Origin of the sequence: Paracoccus sp. (in: a-proteobacteria) (genome assembly GCF_030538655.1) — a bacterium.
Classification (GTDB): Bacteria; Pseudomonadota; Alphaproteobacteria; order Rhodobacterales; family Rhodobacteraceae; genus Paracoccus.
In genome coordinates, this window is record NZ_JAUNTO010000017.1 from 46,502 (window position 1) to 63,110 (window position 16,609).

At 64.1% G+C, this 16,609-nt stretch carries 19 protein-coding genes, 1 tRNA gene and 1 pseudogene; 12 read left to right on the top strand and 9 right to left on the bottom strand.

The window, feature by feature from the left end; genetic code table 11:
- Positions 1-2: 2 nt before the first annotated feature.
- From Q4G22_RS11845 to Q4G22_RS11855, 3 genes are read right to left on the bottom strand one after another with little or no spacing between them, the layout of a single operon-like run.
- Positions 3-1,559: an ABC transporter ATP-binding protein gene (locus Q4G22_RS11845; RefSeq protein ID WP_303386109.1), complete on the bottom strand. Its 1,557-nt coding sequence runs from the start codon at positions 1,557-1,559 to the stop codon at positions 3-5.
- A complete protein-coding gene (locus tag Q4G22_RS11850) occupies positions 1,556-2,368 on the bottom strand; it encodes an ABC transporter permease (RefSeq protein ID WP_303386110.1) in 813 nt (270 codons plus the stop codon). The genes Q4G22_RS11845 and Q4G22_RS11850 overlap by 4 nt, the downstream gene beginning before the upstream one ends.
- On the bottom strand, positions 2,365-3,306 hold the full coding sequence (locus Q4G22_RS11855; RefSeq protein ID WP_303386111.1) for an ABC transporter permease: 942 nt from the start codon (positions 3,304-3,306) through the stop codon (positions 2,365-2,367). Before Q4G22_RS11855 ends, Q4G22_RS11850 begins: the two co-directional genes overlap by 4 nt.
- Before the next feature lie 115 nt (positions 3,307-3,421).
- Between Q4G22_RS11855 and Q4G22_RS11860 the strand changes: the two genes are divergently transcribed.
- The 11 genes from Q4G22_RS11860 to Q4G22_RS11910 all read left to right on the top strand — a co-directional run bounded on the left by Q4G22_RS11860 (position 3,422) and on the right by Q4G22_RS11910 (position 12,083).
- On the top strand, positions 3,422-4,696 hold the full coding sequence (locus tag Q4G22_RS11860; RefSeq protein ID WP_303386112.1) for a short-chain fatty acyl-CoA regulator family protein: 1,275 nt from the start codon (positions 3,422-3,424) through the stop codon (positions 4,694-4,696).
- Positions 4,697-4,776: 80 nt separating this feature from the next.
- Positions 4,777-5,166 carry a response regulator transcription factor gene (locus Q4G22_RS11865; RefSeq protein ID WP_303386113.1) on the top strand — a complete coding sequence of 130 codons (390 nt, stop codon included), beginning with the start codon at positions 4,777-4,779 and terminating at the stop codon, positions 5,164-5,166.
- Positions 5,159-5,440 carry a hypothetical protein gene (locus Q4G22_RS11870; RefSeq protein ID WP_303386114.1) on the top strand — a complete coding sequence of 94 codons (282 nt, stop codon included), beginning with the start codon at positions 5,159-5,161 and terminating at the stop codon, positions 5,438-5,440. Before Q4G22_RS11865 ends, Q4G22_RS11870 begins: the two co-directional genes overlap by 8 nt.
- Before the next feature lie 23 nt (positions 5,441-5,463).
- On the top strand, positions 5,464-8,121 hold the full coding sequence (locus Q4G22_RS11875; protein ID WP_303386115.1) for an ATP-binding protein: 2,658 nt from the start codon (positions 5,464-5,466) through the stop codon (positions 8,119-8,121).
- Between the two features lie 56 nt (positions 8,122-8,177).
- On the top strand, positions 8,178-9,302 hold the full coding sequence (locus Q4G22_RS11880) for a flagellar motor switch protein FliM (protein ID WP_303386116.1): 1,125 nt from the start codon (positions 8,178-8,180) through the stop codon (positions 9,300-9,302).
- Between the two features lie 130 nt (positions 9,303-9,432).
- Positions 9,433-9,651, top strand: a complete 219-nt coding sequence (gene infA, locus Q4G22_RS11885) for a translation initiation factor IF-1 (RefSeq protein ID WP_036716789.1) — start codon at positions 9,433-9,435, stop codon at positions 9,649-9,651.
- Positions 9,652-9,659: 8 nt separating this feature from the next.
- Complete coding sequence (locus Q4G22_RS11890; protein ID WP_303386117.1) at positions 9,660-10,238, top strand: nucleoside triphosphate pyrophosphatase; 579 nt, start codon at positions 9,660-9,662, stop codon at positions 10,236-10,238.
- Complete coding sequence (locus tag Q4G22_RS11895) at positions 10,235-11,290, top strand: ribonuclease E/G (RefSeq protein WP_303386118.1); 1,056 nt, start codon at positions 10,235-10,237, stop codon at positions 11,288-11,290. Before Q4G22_RS11890 ends, Q4G22_RS11895 begins: the two co-directional genes overlap by 4 nt.
- 5 nt (positions 11,291-11,295) lie before the next feature.
- Positions 11,296-11,451 (top strand): DNA gyrase inhibitor YacG, encoded by a 156-nt coding sequence (locus Q4G22_RS11900; RefSeq protein ID WP_303360939.1) that lies wholly within the window; start codon positions 11,296-11,298, stop codon positions 11,449-11,451.
- A 70-nt stretch (positions 11,452-11,521) separates the two neighbouring features.
- Positions 11,522-11,597: transfer RNA gene (locus Q4G22_RS11905), tRNA-Phe, on the top strand.
- 288 nt (positions 11,598-11,885) lie between these two features.
- A complete protein-coding gene (locus Q4G22_RS11910; RefSeq protein ID WP_303386125.1) occupies positions 11,886-12,083 on the top strand; it encodes an AlpA family transcriptional regulator in 198 nt (65 codons plus the stop codon).
- Positions 12,084-12,191: 108 nt separating this feature from the next.
- Here Q4G22_RS11910 and Q4G22_RS11915 read toward each other — a convergent pair whose 3' ends face one another.
- Both Q4G22_RS11915 and Q4G22_RS11920 read right to left on the bottom strand, forming a co-directional pair.
- Complete coding sequence (locus Q4G22_RS11915) at positions 12,192-12,590, bottom strand: hypothetical protein (protein WP_303386119.1); 399 nt, start codon at positions 12,588-12,590, stop codon at positions 12,192-12,194.
- Positions 12,590-12,979 (bottom strand): hypothetical protein, encoded by a 390-nt coding sequence (locus Q4G22_RS11920; RefSeq protein WP_303386120.1) that lies wholly within the window; start codon positions 12,977-12,979, stop codon positions 12,590-12,592. Before Q4G22_RS11920 ends, Q4G22_RS11915 begins: the two co-directional genes overlap by 1 nt.
- A 34-nt stretch (positions 12,980-13,013) precedes the next feature.
- Between Q4G22_RS11920 and Q4G22_RS11925 the strand changes: the two genes are divergently transcribed.
- Positions 13,014-13,304 (top strand): hypothetical protein, encoded by a 291-nt coding sequence (locus Q4G22_RS11925; protein ID WP_303386121.1) that lies wholly within the window; start codon positions 13,014-13,016, stop codon positions 13,302-13,304.
- Positions 13,305-13,469: 165 nt separating this feature from the next.
- Here the strand turns inward: Q4G22_RS11925 and Q4G22_RS11930 are convergent, their stop codons facing one another.
- From Q4G22_RS11930 to Q4G22_RS11945, 4 genes and pseudogenes are all read right to left on the bottom strand, one after another.
- Entirely contained in the window at positions 13,470-13,856 is a 387-nt protein-coding gene (locus tag Q4G22_RS11930) for a helix-turn-helix domain-containing protein (protein WP_303386122.1), read from the bottom strand.
- A gap of 183 nt (positions 13,857-14,039) precedes the next feature.
- Positions 14,040-14,552 carry an exonuclease domain-containing protein gene (locus tag Q4G22_RS11935; RefSeq protein ID WP_303386123.1) on the bottom strand — a complete coding sequence of 171 codons (513 nt, stop codon included), beginning with the start codon at positions 14,550-14,552 and terminating at the stop codon, positions 14,040-14,042.
- A 115-nt stretch (positions 14,553-14,667) separates the two neighbouring features.
- Positions 14,668-16,020 (bottom strand): hypothetical protein, encoded by a 1,353-nt coding sequence (locus tag Q4G22_RS11940; RefSeq protein WP_303386124.1) that lies wholly within the window; start codon positions 16,018-16,020, stop codon positions 14,668-14,670.
- A pseudogene (locus Q4G22_RS11945) lies at positions 16,010-16,609 on the bottom strand (hypothetical protein); the annotation flags it as partial. The gene Q4G22_RS11940 and the pseudogene Q4G22_RS11945, both read right to left, overlap by 11 nt.

Sequence of the window (16,609 nt, forward strand, 5' to 3'; positions counted from 1 at the left end):
CGTCACGTGTGACCGTTCATCGGGTCATCCGCCCAGCCATCGGGAATCCGGGGCACGGCCGCCATCAGGGTCTGCGTAACCTGATGCTGTGGCGCATCCATCACCGCCCCGGTATCGCCCGATTCCACGATACGCCCGGCGTCCATCACCAGCACGCGGTCGGTGATGCCGCGGACCACCGACAGGTCATGGCTGATGAACAGGTAGGACAGCCCGTGATGGGCGCGCAGATCGGCCAGCAGATCCAGCACCTTGGCCCGCACCTGCACATCCAGCGCGGACACTGCCTCGTCCAGCACGATCAGCCTTGGTCGAATAATCAGTGCGCGGGCAATCGCGATCCGCTGCCGCTGGCCGCCGCTGAATTCGTGGATGTATTTGCGCCCGTCCGAGGCCGACAGCCCGACCGATTCCAGCGCCGCGCCCACCTGCCGCCGCCAGTCGTCGGGGCGGCCCACCAGATGAAATGGCTCGGCCACCAGCCGGTCCACCCGCCAGCGCGGGTTAAAGCTGCCGAACGGGTCCTGGAACACCACCTGCACCCGTGCCCGGACCGCTGCCGGCATCTTGGCCCGCACCTCGTCCCCGCCCAGCCAGATGTGCCCCTCGGCCAGCGGGTCCAGCCCAAGGATCGCCCGTGTCAGCGTCGACTTCCCGCAGCCCGATCCGCCGACCAGCCCGACGCTTTCCCCCGCCGCAATCGTCAGGCTGACCCCATCCACGGCCCGCAGCCCGCCATAGTCGCGGACCGCATCCTGAACCCGCAGCACCGGCGGGCCGTCCAGCGCCGCCACACGCACAGGCACATGGCGCGAGGCGGCGAACAGCGCCCGCGTATAGGGGTGGCTTTGGGTGCGAAACAGCGCCTCGGTCTCGCCTTCCTCGACGATCTGCCCGGCCTGCATGACAGCGACCTGATCGGCCATACCCGCCACCACCGCCAGATCATGCGTCACCAGCAGCAGCGCCATCCCCTCATCCCGCACCAGCCCGCGCAACAGGTCCAATATCTGCGCCTGCGTCGTCACGTCCAGCGCCGTCGTCGGCTCATCCGCGATCAGCAGGTCGGGGCGTTCCGCGATGGCGAGGGCAATCGCCACCCGCTGCCGCTGCCCGCCGGACAGCTGATGCGGGTAAAGGTCCAGCGGAAAACGCGGCGCCGTTAAACCCACCCGATCCAGCCTTTCGCGCGCCCGCGCCATCGCCGCCGCACGGTCCAGCCCATGCAGCCGCGCCGCCTCGGCCACCTGATCGCCGATGGTCATCAGCGGGTTCAGCGCCGTCATCGGTTCCTGAAAGATCATCCCGATGCGCCGCCCGCGCACCCGGCACATCTCGCGTTCCGGCAGGATCAGCAGATCCCGCCCGTCCAGCGCGACACGGCCCGATACCGCCGCCCCATGCGGCAACAGCCCCATGATCGCCAGCGCCGTCATCGACTTGCCCGAGCCGCTTTCGCCGACCAGCCCGGTGATCGTCCCCGGCGCAAGCGTCAGGTCCACATCGCGCAGCACATCCGCCCCGCCGATGCTGATGGCCAGATCGGAAACCTCGATCATCGCATCACCCGCAGCCTTGGGTCCAGCCAGTCGCGCAAGCCGTCGCCCAGCAAATTCAGTCCCAGAACCGTCAGCACGATGCACAATCCGGGGATCACCGCGACATGCGGGGCCAGCGTCACCATCGTCTGCGCCTCGGCCAGCATCCGGCCCCAGCTTGGGATGGGCGGCTGCGCGCCAAGGCCGACGTAAGACAGCCCGGCCTCGGCCAATATCCCCAGCGAAAACTGGATCGTCCCCTGCACGATCAACAGGTTGGCGATATTGGGCAGGATATGTTCGACGCTGATGCGCACCCCGCCCTTGCCCGCGACCTCGGCGGCGCGGATGTAATCCAGCACCCAGATCGGCAAAGCTCCGCCGCGTGTCACCCGCGCAAAGACCGGGATGTTGAATATGCCGATGGCGATGATGGCGTTTATTGCGCTTGGTCCCAGAGCGGCGGCCAGCAGGATGGCGATGACCAGCGCCGGAAAGGCAAAGATCAGGTCGTTGCCCCGCATCACCACTTCATCGACCCAGCCGCCGCGATGCGCCGCGGCGATCAGGCCCAGCGGCACACCCGCGCCCATGCCGATGCCCACCGCCACCACCGCCACCGCGATGGATGTGCGCGCGCCGACCATCACCATCGACAGGATGTCGCGGCCCAGATGGTCGGTGCCAAAGGGATGTGCGACCGATGGCGGTTGCAGCCGCGCCGCGATGTTCAGCGTCACCACATCGCCCGGCGTCCAGATCAGCGACACCGCCGCCGCCACCAGCGCCAGCCCGGTCAGCAGGCCGCCAAGGATCAGTCCCCATCTCATCGTGCGCGCAGCCTCGGGTCCACGGCGGCATAGGCCAGATCGACGACGAACGTGACCAAAATCACCGCCGCCACCATCACCAGCACTGCCGATTGCACCACGATCAGATCGCGCTGTGTGATCGCCTGAAAGATCAACCGCCCAAGGCCGGGCAGGTAGAACACGTTCTCGATGATGATCGCGCCTGCCAGCAGAAAGGAAAACTGCATCCCCATGATCGTCAGCACCGGGATCAGCGCATTGCGCAGCCCGTGGCGGCGCAGGGTCTGGCCGCGCGTCAGCCCCTTGGCCCGCGCCGTGCGGATGTAATCCTGCCCCAGCGTCTCGATCAGGGCCGACCGCAGCACGCGCGCCAGAATCGCCGCCTGTGGCAGCGCCAGTGCCACGGCGGGCAGGATCAGCGATTTCAGCGCAGCGGCGGGATTGCCCCAGCCCGGAAAGCCACCGGCGGGCAGCAGCCGCAGGTTCACCGCGAACAGCAGCACCAGCAGCATGGCGAACCAGAAATTCGGCAGCGCGATACCCAGTTGCGTCGCGCCGATGACCGCCGCATCGCCCGCCCGGCCCCGGCGGCTGGCCGCATACATCCCGGCGGGAAAGGCGATCACCACCGCCAGCAGCAGCGCCATCAGTGCCAGCGGCAGCGACACCTGCACCCGGTCGGCAATCAGCCCGGCCACCGGGGTTTTATAGGTAAAGCTCTGCCCCAGATCGCCGGTCAGCACCCCACCCAGCCAAGCGGCATAGCGCACCGGCCAGGGCTGATCCAACCCCATCTGCGCCCGCAGCGCGGCCAGCGTTTCGGGCTGCGCGCCGGTGCCCAGCATAAAGCTGGCCGGATCGCCCGGCACCAGCGCCACGACCGAAAAGATCAGGGCTGAAGCCACCAGCAGGCTCAGCCCCAACGAGATCAGACGCCGGATCAGGTATCGCAACATGGGCCGACGCTAACGCGCGACATCCCGGCGGTAAAGCGGGGCCGGGCGCAGAAATGCCGTTTCCCGGTCGGGCCGCGTGAATTGACCTGCGGCGCGTCGCGCGCTTGAATGCGGCATGACCATGCGCAGCACCGCCGCCCATCCCGCCACCGGCTCTGGCCTGACGGGCACCCGTATCCGCGAACGACGGCTGTCGCTGTCGCGGCGGCAGGCGGATGTGGCGCGGGCGGCGGGGATCTCGGCGGCGTATCTGAACCTGATCGAACATAACCGCCGCCCCGTCAGCCCCGATCTGATCGCGCGGCTGGCGCAGGCGCTGGACGTGCCGCCCGAGGAATTGGCCTCGGGCCGCGAGGAAGCCCGCATCGCCGCCCTGCGTGAAGCCGCCGCCCGCCAGCCCGCCACCCCCGCTGAAGTCGATCAGGCGGCGGAATTTCTGGCGCGCTTTCCCGGTTGGGCCGCCGTGCTGACCGGCCTGTCGCAGCGCGCGGGCGTGATGGAGCGGCGATTGATCCATATGTCCGACCGCATGTCGCATGACCCCTATCTGCCCGCCGCGCTACACGAGGTGCTGTCGGCGGTGACATCGCTGCGGGCGTCGGCCTCGATTCTGGCCGAGGGGGGCGATCTGCCCGATGAGTGGGGCGCCCGTTTCCGCGCCAACCTGCAAGAGGACAGCAACCGTCTGTCGGCCACCGTGCAGGCCGTCGCCGCGCATCTGGACACCTTCGAGGCCGAAGGGGCCACGTTCACCCCCACCGAGGAGGTCGAGGCATGGATGGCCGCCGGAATGCCGCCGGTGGGCGACAGCGCCGATCTGGCATCCGATGCCGCCCGCGCCATGGCCCGCGCGCATCTGGCCGATCAGGGGCGCGACCGCGAGGCGCTGCCGGATGCCGCAGTGATCGCGGCGCTGGACGATGGGGCCGACCTGCCCGCGCTGGCGGTGGCGCTGGATTGCCCGCCCGATCTGGTTATGCGGCGGCTGGTGGCCTTGCGTCCGCCCGGCTTTGCGCAGGCGGGGCTGCTGGTGTGCGACGGGGCGGGGGCGCTGGTGCTGCGCCGCCCGCCGCCGGGGTTTCCGCTGGCCCGGCTGGGCGATCATTGCGCGGTGCTGCCGATCTATCAGGCGCTGGCGCAGCCGCATGTCATCCTCCGCGTTATCGTTGACACGCCCGAAGGGCAGCGGTTCGATACCTATTCCTATGCCCGGCGCAGTCAGCCCCACGGGCTGGACGGCCCGGTTCTGACCCGTGCGCAGATGCTGATTCTGCCTGTGTCCGCCGCCGTGCCCGCCGGCCCTGTCATCGGCATTGGACCGACGTGTCGCATTTGCCCGCGCGGGACATGCCCGGCCCGGCGCGAACCGTCGATTCTGGCCCCGATCTGACCGTGCGGCGCAACCCGCGCTTTGACAGGCCGCATCACCACGCGCATAGTAAAACGCGGAGGAAGCAGGAGGATAGCAGCGTGCCGCAGGCCATCGACATCCTGCTGGTCGAGGATGACACCAATATCGCCGTCGCCCTGACCTTTATCCTGTCGCGCGCGGGCTGGCGAGTGCGGCAGCATGATGACGGCGAAGGCGCGAATGATCTGCTGCGCGCGACCCGGCCGCGGCTGGTCATTCTGGACCTGATGTTGCCCGGTCTGTCGGGGGCCGAGGTGCTGGCCCGGCTGCGCGCCGATCCTGACCCGGATCTGGCGGCGACGCGGGTGCTGATGCTGACGGCGCGCGGCCAGCCGGAAAACAATGCGCCGGGTGCCGACGCCTATCTGGCCAAGCCCTTTGCCAATGACGAACTGCGCGATCTGGTCGGCAGCCTGCTGGGCGAACAGGGGGGGACGCGTGATGCCTGACGGCCCGTTGTTCCTTGAAAACGCCGCCTATCGCCGCCGCCGCCTGCGCGATGCCGCCCGTGTCTTGCCGGTGCTGGCCTTTCTGGCGGTGATGCTGCCGGTCTGGCTGATCCCGGACAGCGCCAGTTTCGCGGGTGGCACCATCTGGTTCTTTGTGCTGTGGGCCGGGTTGGTCGTGGCCATCGCCCTGCTGCATCGTGCGCTGATCCGGGCCGACCGCGCCGTGCAAGAGGGCGAGGCCGCGCGCGCCGGGATCAGGCCCGATGACGTGTAAGCGGCGATATATGGTGGCGCGCCATGCCGTTTGAGGCGCTGGTTCTGACCTGTTTGGCCTATGCCGCGCTGATGTTCGGTGTGGCCTTTGGCGCCGACCGCGCGGCTCAAAGCGGGCGGGTGCGCTGGCTGGATCATCCGCTGGTCTATACGCTGTCGCTGTCGGTTTATTGCAGTGCGTGGACGTTTTATGGCGCGGTCGGCTATGCCACCCGCTCGGGTCTGGAATTCGCCACCATCTATCTTGGCCCGACCATTGTGTTCGCGGGGGCGTGGTGGGGGTTGCGGCGGCTGGTGCGGGTGGCGCGCACGCATCATGTCACCTCGATCGCTGACCTGATTTCGGCCCGGTTCGGCAAGTCGAACCCGCTGGCGGCGATGGTGACATTGCTGGCGGTGGTCGCCGCCACGCCCTATGTCGCGCTGCAATTGCAGTCCGTCACCCTGTCATTTGCCGCCTTTACCACCGATCAGACGACCGAACCGGGGCTGACCGCGCTGTGGCTGGCGGTCGGGCTGGCGCTGTTCACCATCCTGTTCGGCACCCGCCATCTGGACGCCGACGAACGGCATCACGGCGTTGTCACCGCCATCGCGCTGGAAGCGGTGGTCAAGCTGCTGGCCTTTCTGGCGTTGGGCGTGTTCGTCGTCTGGGGGCTGGCGGATGGTCCGGGCGACATCGTGGCCCGGCTGGCCGCCGCTCGCGATGATCCTGCCACGCTGCAGGGCTGGCTGCTGCGCCCCGACCGCTGGACCGCGCTGATTATCGTGTCGGGCGCTGCTATCGTGACCCTGCCGCGCATGTTTCAGGTCATGGTGGTCGAGGCCGCCGATGAAAACCGGATGAGCATGGCGGGCTGGGCCTTTCCGGCCTATTTGCTGGCGATGTCGCTGTTCGTCATGCCGATTGCGCTGGTCGGGCGCGACCTGCTGCCGCCGGGGTCGAACCCCGATCTGTATGTGCTGACCCTGCCCGCGTCGCAGGGCAATGACTGGCTGGCGTTGCTGGTGTTTCTGGGCGGCTTTTCGGCGGCGACCTCGATGGTGGTGGTCTGCGTCATCGCGCTGGCGACGATGATTTCCAACCACTGGCTGGTGCCGCTGTGGCTGGGCCTGCGGCGTCAGGGCGGGACCGGAGCGCAGGATCTGCGCGCCTTCGTGCTGAACGCCCGGCGGATCGCGATCATCGGTATGATGGTCGCGGGCTGGGCCTATCATCAGGCCTCGGGCGGGCTGGCGGCACTGGCGGCGATGGGGCTGGTGGCCTTTACCGGCATGGCGCAGGTGCTGCCTGCGATGGTTGGCGGTCTGTTGTGGCGCGGGGCCAGTCGGCTGGGGGCCTATGCGGGCATCGGGCTGGGGTCGCTGCTGTGGCTGGTTCTGGTTTTCCTGCCCTCGATCGGCCTGTTGCCGCACCCCGTTTGGCCCGAAGGGGTGGATGCGCTGGCGGGCAGCATTTTCGTGTCGATGTCGCTGAATACACTGGTATTTGTGGCCATCTCGCTGGCGGTGATCCCCGGCCCGGTGGAACGGATGCAGGCGCTGTCCTTTGTTCACGCGGTGGAACCCGCCTCGCCTTATGCCGCCGCCCGCACCGGCGGGGCCGAGCCTTTGCTGGCGCTGGCCCGCGATGTCTGGGGCGCTGACCCCGCGCTGCGCTTTTTCCAGACCGAAGCGGCGGCGCAGGGCAAATCCGGCTTTTTGCCCGATCTGACCGCGCGTTTCCTGACCCGGCTGGAACGGCGTCTGGCCGGGTCGGTCGGCGCGGCCACCGCCCATGCGATGATCGACCGCGTGGCGGGGGGCAGCGCGCTGTCGGTTGCCGATCTGATGCAGGTGGCAGGCGAAGCCCGCCGCGCGCAAGAGGAAACCCGCAGGCTGGAAATCGCCAGTGCCGAACTGGAACGCACCGCGGGCCAGCTGCGCGAGGCGAACGAAAAGCTGACTGCGCTGTCGGTGCAAAAGGATGCTTTTCTGGGCCAGATCAGCCACGAATTACGCACGCCCATGACCTCGATCCGGGCGTTTTCGGATATTCTGAAATCCGATGATCTGCCCGACGCCGACCGCGTGCGCTTTGCGGGGATCATCCATACCGAGGCGGCGCGTCTGACCCGGCTGCTGGATGATCTGCTGGATCTGTCAGTGCTGGAGGCCGGGCGCGCCACGCTGACCGTTTCGGTCAGCAACCTGCACGACCTGATCGAACGCGCCGTCGCGGCCGCATCCGCCACCCGGCCCGAGCGCAGCTTTGCGATAGACCGGCAGCCTTTGGCGGAACATATGGCTGTTATCACCGATGCCGACCGGCTGTTGCAGGTGGTCATCAATGTCATCTCGAACGCGCGGAAGTATTGCGATGCCGAACGCCCTGTGCTGACGATCCGTGCCCGCAAGCCGCAGGGGCAGGGGCCAGAGATCGACATTATCGACAACGGTTCCGGTATTGAGACCGACCGGCAGGGGCTGATCTTTGAAAAATTCGCGCGGCTGAACGATCCGGCGCGGGCAGGCGGCGCGGGGCTGGGGCTGGCCATCTGCCGCGAGATCATGGAGGCTTTGGGCGGCAGTATCGACTATTTGCCGGGGCAGGGCGGGGCGGCGTTCCGCATCAGTCTGCCGGATCGCCCCCTGGTACGCCGGTCCGATCCCGATTCCGATACAGGGAACGGGGACGGGTAACCAATTCTAAACCTCTTTCTGAAAGATTGCCCGCAGATGACAGATTCGGGCGGGCCATGGCAGACGATTCGACAGCAGGGGATGATGTGACGCAGGGGGCAATCCTGCGGCGGCTTTTGCGGGGGCGTAACGTGTCACGCGTTGATGCCGGGCAGGCACCGGGAATGCCGCAGAACATCCCGCAAACGCCCGCGCGTGGGGCCGCTGTGGCTTTGGGTCGCGCCGCCGAGGAATTGTATAACTTGCCCGCCCGCGCCGTTTCCGTGGTGACGGGGGCGCAAACGTTGGCCGAATTGTCCGAACTGCTGCCTGAACCGGCTCTGCTGGCTGTGGTGGCCGGGCCAGGCGATGTGGTCGGTGTCGTGGCGATGGACCCGGCCTGCTATACGGCGCTGATCGAGGTGCAGGCCCTTGGCCGCCTGACCACCCGTCCGGTCGAAACCCGCCGCCCGACCCGCAGCGATGCGCTGATCTGCGCTGATTTCGTCAATCGTCTGCTGGCCGAGTTGCAGACAGAAATCGGTGCGCTGGATGGTTACGAAAGCTATCGCGGCTTTGCCTATGCCAGCCATCTAGATGACCCGCGCCCGCTGATGTTGATGCTTGAGGATACCGGCTATCGCACGCTTAGCATGTCCGTGACCTTTGGTGCCTCTGATGCCCGGCGTGAGGGGCGGATTTTCGTGGCCCTGCCGCAACAGCGCCCGGCAGGTGCCTTGCCCGCGCCGCAGCCCGTCTTGCGCGCCGGAACTGCCGCGCAGACCAAGGTGGACGGGGCGGCAGTTGCGCCAGCGTCGAACGGTCCTGATCTGGGGGCTGCGGTGCAGGAGGCGCCGGTGGAACTGCTGGGCATCCTGTGTCGCCGCAAGGTGTCGCTGGGTGAATTGCGGGGGCTGCGCCCCGGCAAGCTGCTGGCCCTGCCGCGTGTCAGCCTGCTGGATGCCCGCCTGGAAACCCGACAGGGGCAGGTGCTGGCTCATGGCAAGCTGGGCGAATCCGAGGGGTGTCACGCAATCCGTCTGCATGACCCCGCCGACGAAAACCTGTATCAGCCGCCCGAACACAGCACGCCCGAGGCCTTGGCGGCGCTGTCCCGACCGGGCGAGGGCGCGCGCCCGGCGATGGAACCGCCGATGGGCGATCTGGAACAACCCGACGGATTCCGGCGTGCTGCTGGCTGATCCGGTGCTTTTGGGCCGCAGGAATGCGGCGTCTGGCCGCTGTTGCGCGCTTTTCCCTTGAAAAAGCCGCGCTGCCGCCGCATGTAGCATCGTCCCCGCCGATGTGCGGGTTATTTTTGACGGAGTGACCATGGCCAAGGAAGAAATGCTCGAATTCCCCGGCGTCGTGAAGGAACTCCTGCCGAATGCGACGTTCAAGGTCGAGCTTGAGAATGGCCATGAAATCATCGCGCATATGGCAGGAAAGATGCGGAAAAACCGCATCCGCGTTCTGGCCGGCGACAAGGTGCAGGTGGAAATGAACACCTATGACCTGACCAAGGGGCGCATCAACTATCGCTTCAAGTGACGGGCGCAATGCCGCCCCGGCTGATTCTCGGCTCGGCCAGCCCGCGTCGGCTGGAACTGCTGGCACAGATCGGCATCCGCCCCGATGCGATCCGCCCCGCCGACATCGACGAAACGCCCCGGCGCGGCGAACCGGCGCGCGATTACGTGCGCCGCATGGCCGTTGAAAAGGCCGCTGCGGTGCCAATGTCTGACGGTGAAGCGGTGCTGTGCGCCGATACCACGGTTACCGTGGGCCGCCGCATTCTGGGCAAACCTGAAAACGAGGATGAGGCGCGGGCCTTTATGCGCCTGATGTCGGGGCGGCGTCACCGTGTGCTGACCGCTGTCGCGTTGCGCCATGCTGGTGTGACACGCGAACGGCTGGTCGAAACGCAGGTGCGGATGCGCCCGCTGGATGGCCGGGCGCTGGATCGCTATATTGCCGCCGGTGACTGGAAGGGCAAGGCGGGCGGCTATGCCATCCAAGGCGCGGCGGCTGAATTTATCCCGTGGATTCAGGGGTCTTTTACCGCCGTTGTCGGCTTGCCCCTGTCAGAAACCGCCGCCCTTCTGGGCGCTGTCGGCATCACCGGAGGACCGCAATGAAGGGTCGTCATATCGTTCTGGGGCACCTGTTCGGTGCCGAAGCCGCGGCATTGCTGATCGACGGGCAGTTGCACGATCTGATCGCTGACCCGACCCCGGTTGCCGCACTGGCCCCCGGCGCGATCCTGCGTGGCAAGGTCGAGCGCCTGATGAAGGGGCAGGGTGGCGTTTTCGTTCGCCTGCCCGATGGTCTGCGCGGCTGGCTGCGCGACCGCGCGGGCGTTGGCGAAGGCCAGACCGTGATCGTGCAGGTGACGGGCGTGGCCGAAGAAGGCAAGGCGATCCCGGTGTCGAACCGGCTGCTGCTGAAGGGGCGGTTTGGGATCGTGACCCCCGGCGCGCCCGGCGTGAATGTCTCGCGCCGGTTGCGCGACCCCGACCTGCGCGACCGGCTGACCGCGCTTGGTGAATCGGTGTTGGCGGGGCGATCGCATGGCCTGATTCTGCGCAGCGCCTGTGATGATGCGGACGGTGCGGATGTTCACGACGATATCGCCCCGCTGGCCGATCTGGCCGACCAGTTGCTGGCTGACCGTGATGGTCCGCCCGAACTGTTGCTGGACGCCTCCAGCCCTTGGGAACAGGCTTGGATGGAGTGGAACGACCCACCCCCGGATCAGTTGGACGAGGGTGATGATACGTTCGAGGTTCACGGCGTTCTGGATGCGGTGGATGCCCTGCTGCGCGCCGAAATCCTGTTGCCCGGCGGGGCCACCGCCATGATCGAGCCGACGCGCGCCCTGGTCGCGGTGGATGTCAACACTGGTGCCGATACGTCGCCTGCTGCCGCGCTCAAGGCGAATATCGCGCTGGCCCGCGATCTGCCGCGCCAGTTGCGGTTGCGTGGACTGGGCGGGCAGGTGGTGGTCGATTTTGCGCCCATGCCGAAACGTGATCGCGCGGTGCTGGATCAGGTGCTGCGCGCGGCCTTCAAGGGTGAATCCGCCGAAACGGTGCTGTCGGGCTGGACGGCGATGGGTCTGTTCGAGGTGAACCGCAAGCGTGACCGTCTGCCGCTGAGCCGCCTTGCCGCTGCGGCGCGGGGTGCGTGATGGCGATCAAATGCCCGATCTGCGGCAAGCCCGCCCAAGACCGCTATCGCCCGTTTTGTTCGAAACGCTGCGCCGATGTCGATCTGGCGCACTGGCTGCGCGGCGATTACGTCATCCCCGGGCCGCCCGCCGACCGCCCCGAGGATCAAGAGGCGGATTAACGCAATTTTCCGTCGAAAGGGGCTAGACAGCGCCAACCGCCACCCGTAAATACCCTTCACCGCAAAGGCGGCCCGGATAGCTCAGTTGGTAGAGCAGCGGATTGAAAATCCGCGTGTCGGTGGTTCGAATCCGCCTCCGGGCACCATTTTTTCTTTCAGAACGGCAGCTTAGATAAGGGTAAATCGACTCTCCTTCTGCTGGTTTGGTTTGGGACTGCACCGGGACTGCGGAGCAGATCTGGCATGATAGCAGGCTGTTTCACCGGGCGCTACGTTGGGTTAGGATCGATCGCTACCCATGTCTCTGGATGCCTCTTCGACGCTTCATAACTGGTCCGCTCATTCCATTCTTATGGAATCGGCGCGATCGATTTTCGTTCTTCGCAGCATGAACCGATCTCGTCGTTATGCATCATAACTTCGAGAGAATACTTATGCCAAATATCGCAGACATCGATATCGACACTCTGGTTGACCTCCGCGTGGTCTGTCGTGCGCTGTCACCGTCGCGCGCAAGCATTTACAGGGACATTGCCCGCGGCGAATTTCCTGCACCACTGAAGATCGGTTCATCGTCCCGCTGGCGCCTGTCGGATGTGCGCGCGGTCGTTGCCGGGACAGGTCGAGCATGACCGCCCCTCAGGCCGCATCACGGCCTCCGGCAAGCGTCGACGTTATGTGCGAGGGCCCCTACGGAACGGCATTCCACCGAGGCACGAAGCATAGGCTTTATGATCCGATCAGTCCTCGTCTCGAAGCATGCTGACGAGGCGCTCTGCCTGCAAAGCCGCAGAGAGGTGAGCCGACGCGCGATCCAACATTGCTGCCGCTTTTCTGGCGCGCAACCAGACCTGGGCGGCATCGGTGAGCACGATTGAGACCTCGATACAGCCCGCCTCGCCCAGATATTCCGTCTCATGCGTGCCTGCTCGAATGATCTCATCGGCAGAGTTGATCAGTATCTGCAGTTCCTGCTGCAGTGCGGGATCCATGAACATTTTCGGTTCGGCCAGTATATTCTGCAAGCGCTTCAGCGCGATGAGGCTGCCGTGCCGGGTGAGGGTCAGATCAGGAATCATTCTGACAAGTTGATCGCGATGGCGCAGCGTGTCGATTGCAACGTGTTCTATATTGTCCATCATGCAACCTCCCGCAGGGCGACCGCTGACACGCGCTCCAGCGCGGCAATTCCGCGTTCGAGGGCTTCGGCACATCGCCGCGCGTTATCCGCGCGAGGATCGTCTGGATGCAGCATCATGAACCTGCGCGCCTCATCGCTATCGATATCATCGACATATTGAAGCGTAAGAAGTCGATGGAGCTTGCGCAGGTGCGGAAGGCTTGCATGAAGGCGTTGAACGTCTCTGGCAGCTGAAACAGTACCTTGCGCGAGAATAACCCATTTCGGCCCACCCAGGAGATCCGCCGTATCGATCAGATCATCGGAGGACGAGCAAAGCCATTCCATAAAAGCGGGAATCGTCTGTGTCGTACGAAACAGCACCGGCGCATTGGTGAAATTATGCATCCTGTTATTCCTTCAGTGGATGCGCAGGTCCGGGATGGACCGCGTCAAGATGCGCCGAGGTTTCATTTCTTTCGGTGAAAAGGATTTTGCCTGGAACTTCGCCATCGGCCTATATCGCTGCGTACAGCTACTCTTCTTCCCAAGACTGTCTTCTCTTCGAGCGTTCACCAAAGACGATCGAAAGAAAGACGTAAAGGGAAACCAGATGATCTTTTTTTCTTTTCAAGAATCTTGCCGGGAGTTGGTCGGCATTGACCTGGGCCTCGGTCGAATAGCAGTATCCGGGTGGGCTGGACTTGCTGTGGCGACCAACGTGGCACAATAATTTTATGAATGACTTTGAGGTCAAACCGCACAGCTTGTCGCGATTTTTCCACATTTCGAAAATAGGTCCGCAAATATAAACCCGGTAAATGTTCGAGGGCCTTTGTGTGGCTGTCGGGACAATGCCGAATTGCGGAAATTGGGTGGGCAGATTGTGCGGACGAGGTCATATTATCGTCCTGTTCGTGATGCCGAAGGTCCGGTTTGTCCATTCTTCAGCATCAAAGGGCGCAATGCGGACACTGCCGAATACGTTTCTCGTCGGCAGCCCATCAGCGATCCATCGCTCAACGGTTCGCTCACTGATGCCCCATTTTGCTGCCAGCGTCTTCTTTGACATGAGGTGCCGCCGATAGAGGTCGGCTCGTTCGCCGCGCGGCATCGGACCCATCTCTGCCCGCCAAACCGCCCTCCATGAGCAGCGCCATTCCCCTTTGATGCGGACGCCACTCAGAGCACCATCTTTCAGGTGCTGGCGAACCGTCCGAGGTGATAGGTTATAATGTGCGGCAACATCGGCGACTGTGAGATTGTGATCTTGAATCTTTTCCATGCGGAGAAGATTGTGTCGAATTGCAGGGAGCAAAAATCCGGCGCGGAAATATTTTTAGTTCTTACCTGACGGGCGTTCACGCTTATGGTTAAAACTGCCAGAGCTTTTATTCCAGATTCAGGTAAATAATTAAACCCGACCAGAGATGTTCAAGTCACATCATTGCTTGCCTGCGCCGTTGTTCTATTTTGGCCAGTCCAGCAGCGCCTTCATCAGCATTTCGGCATCTGCTCCAGCCCGATGTGGAATTTCTGTTGTGTCCAGATGCGCTTGAAAACGCGTTAGTTGCTCGAGATCCTGGTCTAGCCAATTGCAGACCCAAACGCCGTAATCCACCAACTGAATCTCCCGCTTGATACCCGCAGCGCGCAGCAGTTGCCGCAGCCAGAAACCGTCATAGCTCGGCGCATCGCTCATCAGGATGCGTCCTTCTGCGTGATGCAGCAGTGCCTCAGCGACCTCGGCCGCTTCGGGCGCCCAGTCCAGTTCGGTGGCTGCGATGCCGTGAACCTCCTCTGCCGCAGGATCCCATGCCGATTCTGGCCAGTCGGGTGCTGGACGGATCAGCGATGACCACGTCTGCGGGCCTCTCGGATACACCCATGATAATCCCATCTCGATCGGCCAGCTGTCAGAACTAAGCCCCGAAGCTTCGATATCGAGAATACAGATGTTGTTCAGATCATATGCGTTCATCAATGATATTCTGCGATCTTATGGTTTTGCATGAATGCCTGAAATCTAGCGCCCGGTCTGATATTCGATCAGCTTCCGGGCGCCCTGTTCGTAATCGGCCAGGCCGCTTCCGGCATCAGGCTTTTACATGATCTGCGCGAATTGTGCGCCATTCCTGCTGGGCTGCCGTCTCAACACATAGTGCCCGATATTCCGTCCCCGCCTCCATGGACCTGTGACCGAGCAGTACCGAAACGATCCTCGGCGCATCTGCTGGATGGTGCAGTCGCAGATAATCGGCGGCGAGGGTGCGCAGATCGTGCAGCGGAATCCCGACAGCGTCTTTCACCTGCTGACTGGGCCAATTACTGGCATAGACATGATCGCTGAGGCTAAGCCAATTACGCCCCCGCAGTTCATCATAGCGCCGCTGGACATGACGGGCGGGCCGACCGCCGAGAATATGCTCATCAATGACGCGACCGATCTCTGGCCAGAGCGTACCTGCCACTTTCCAGTGATTGGTCTTTTCCTGCCGCCAGCGGAGTTGCCAACTGCCGGTCGGCTGCCTCACCAATTCTTCGCCCAATATCCAACCTGAGACATCCCCTGTGCGGGCGGGATCGTTCGTGGTTACTGCTAGTATAGCGGCAGTCGCGCGGGCGGTCTCGGCTGCGGCCGTCCAATCCGGCAGCATGTCGGCTTCTTCGAGTTTCTCCAGCAGGATGCGCATGATCTCGTCATAGCCGCGCCGTTCATAGAGCACCTCGATGCGCCCCTCCTTTGCCTTCGGCAGCCTGCGTCCCTGGCGCTGCAGGTGCGCTTGCACGGCCCGCATGCCATCCAGTGCATCGCTGTGCAGGCCACCGTGCAGTCCGAGGCCGATCAATGCGCCAAGATAGCTGGCCGCTGTTCTGGCATTTACGCCGGGCTTGCCCGTCGCGGAATTGGGCGCCTGCACGGCGACCGAGAACTGCCATGCGAGTAGCCATCCCAACCGAGGCGGACAGCTGAGTGAGCCTAAGACATCGGCGCAGCGGTTAATCGCATTGATATAGCAGCTGATCGAACTCTGCTTGATAGGCGCGTGCCGCAAGCCCGGCAGCAAAGCCAGCCAATCTGCTGGCCAGTTCCGTGGGAAGACTGTGGCTTTGGTCTTCCGTGCCGACCCGCATGGAGCTTTCGATCCATTCGGGCGCTTGCGGTAGTATTCTTTCCGAAGCTCTCGCGCTTCGGAAAGACAGACATCGGGCGCATCGACACTCAAGGTCTTAACCAGTTTCGCAAGAGTTGACTCACTTCCGCACGCCGCATCGAAGGTCGCTCGAGAGGGCGCGGATGGGTCTTCCCCACGCTCAGCTAAGCAGGCAAAAAAGCGCGCAACCCCCGAAATCGCACCAGCGGGCAGATTAGCGCGGCGCAACATCAGGCTGTCGCGGACGCTGGCTGGCACTCCCTCCAAACGGGCGAGGGCAATATCATCTTTCATGGACGTGTCTCCTGTTCAGTTGCTGGAATAAGGCCGGATGTTCGGCCAACATCGCGGCGCGTGCCACGCGTGCTGCGGCTTGACCATCATCCCGACCATAGTGATGGCGAGCGGTTGCTTCGGTGTTTCCGAGAACGGCGGAAACGAATGCGTAATCGCCGGGGCGCGCCGCCAAGATCAACAGCGCCACGACATGGCGCATCCGATGCGGTGTGACATGAACGCCCAAAACCGACGAAGCATCAGCCCAGAGGTCGAGAAATGCGCTCGGCGAATAGCAGCCGCGTGGCAGCGTGATGGGATCACCTTCGTCCACCGCAGGCACGGCGCTACCAGGAAACAGATAGATATTATCACCATCGAGATCCTGCAGTGCGATCATCCGCGGACGCCAGATATCGATCCATTCGCGCAGGATTTCGGCGTCCTGACCCACGACATCTACGGTAATGGGACGATCGTTCTTGATCTCAAAAGGGGCAAATTTGAATGTGTAGATGTTTTTGTCGGGCGAGCTGTGCAGCAGATTTGCCTGCGCCTCGCCGTGCGATGCGACACGCCCGACGATGCGTTTCGTGCCGGTGAAGTC

Coding starts and splice junctions, on each gene's coding strand:
- Q4G22_RS11845 (WP_303386109.1), bottom strand. CDS start 1,559: ATGATCGAGGTTTCCGATCTGGCCATCAGCATCGGCGGGGCGGATGTG.
- Q4G22_RS11850 (WP_303386110.1), bottom strand. CDS start 2,368: ATGAGATGGGGACTGATCCTTGGCGGCCTGCTGACCGGGCTGGCGCTG.
- Q4G22_RS11855 (WP_303386111.1), bottom strand. CDS start 3,306: ATGTTGCGATACCTGATCCGGCGTCTGATCTCGTTGGGGCTGAGCCTG.
- Q4G22_RS11860 (WP_303386112.1), top strand. CDS start 3,422: ATGACCATGCGCAGCACCGCCGCCCATCCCGCCACCGGCTCTGGCCTG.
- Q4G22_RS11870 (WP_303386114.1), top strand. CDS start 5,159: ATGCCTGACGGCCCGTTGTTCCTTGAAAACGCCGCCTATCGCCGCCGC.
- Q4G22_RS11875 (WP_303386115.1), top strand. CDS start 5,464: ATGCCGTTTGAGGCGCTGGTTCTGACCTGTTTGGCCTATGCCGCGCTG.
- Q4G22_RS11880 (WP_303386116.1), top strand. CDS start 8,178: ATGGCAGACGATTCGACAGCAGGGGATGATGTGACGCAGGGGGCAATC.
- infA (WP_036716789.1), top strand. CDS start 9,433: ATGGCCAAGGAAGAAATGCTCGAATTCCCCGGCGTCGTGAAGGAACTC.
- Q4G22_RS11890 (WP_303386117.1), top strand. CDS start 9,660: ATGCCGCCCCGGCTGATTCTCGGCTCGGCCAGCCCGCGTCGGCTGGAA.
- Q4G22_RS11895 (WP_303386118.1), top strand. CDS start 10,235: ATGAAGGGTCGTCATATCGTTCTGGGGCACCTGTTCGGTGCCGAAGCC.
- Q4G22_RS11910 (WP_303386125.1), top strand. CDS start 11,886: ATGCCAAATATCGCAGACATCGATATCGACACTCTGGTTGACCTCCGC.
- Q4G22_RS11915 (WP_303386119.1), bottom strand. CDS start 12,590: ATGGACAATATAGAACACGTTGCAATCGACACGCTGCGCCATCGCGAT.
- Q4G22_RS11920 (WP_303386120.1), bottom strand. CDS start 12,979: ATGCATAATTTCACCAATGCGCCGGTGCTGTTTCGTACGACACAGACG.
- Q4G22_RS11925 (WP_303386121.1), top strand. CDS start 13,014: ATGGACCGCGTCAAGATGCGCCGAGGTTTCATTTCTTTCGGTGAAAAG.
- Q4G22_RS11930 (WP_303386122.1), bottom strand. CDS start 13,856: ATGGAAAAGATTCAAGATCACAATCTCACAGTCGCCGATGTTGCCGCA.
- Q4G22_RS11935 (WP_303386123.1), bottom strand. CDS start 14,552: ATGAACGCATATGATCTGAACAACATCTGTATTCTCGATATCGAAGCT.
- Q4G22_RS11940 (WP_303386124.1), bottom strand. CDS start 16,020: ATGAAAGATGATATTGCCCTCGCCCGTTTGGAGGGAGTGCCAGCCAGC.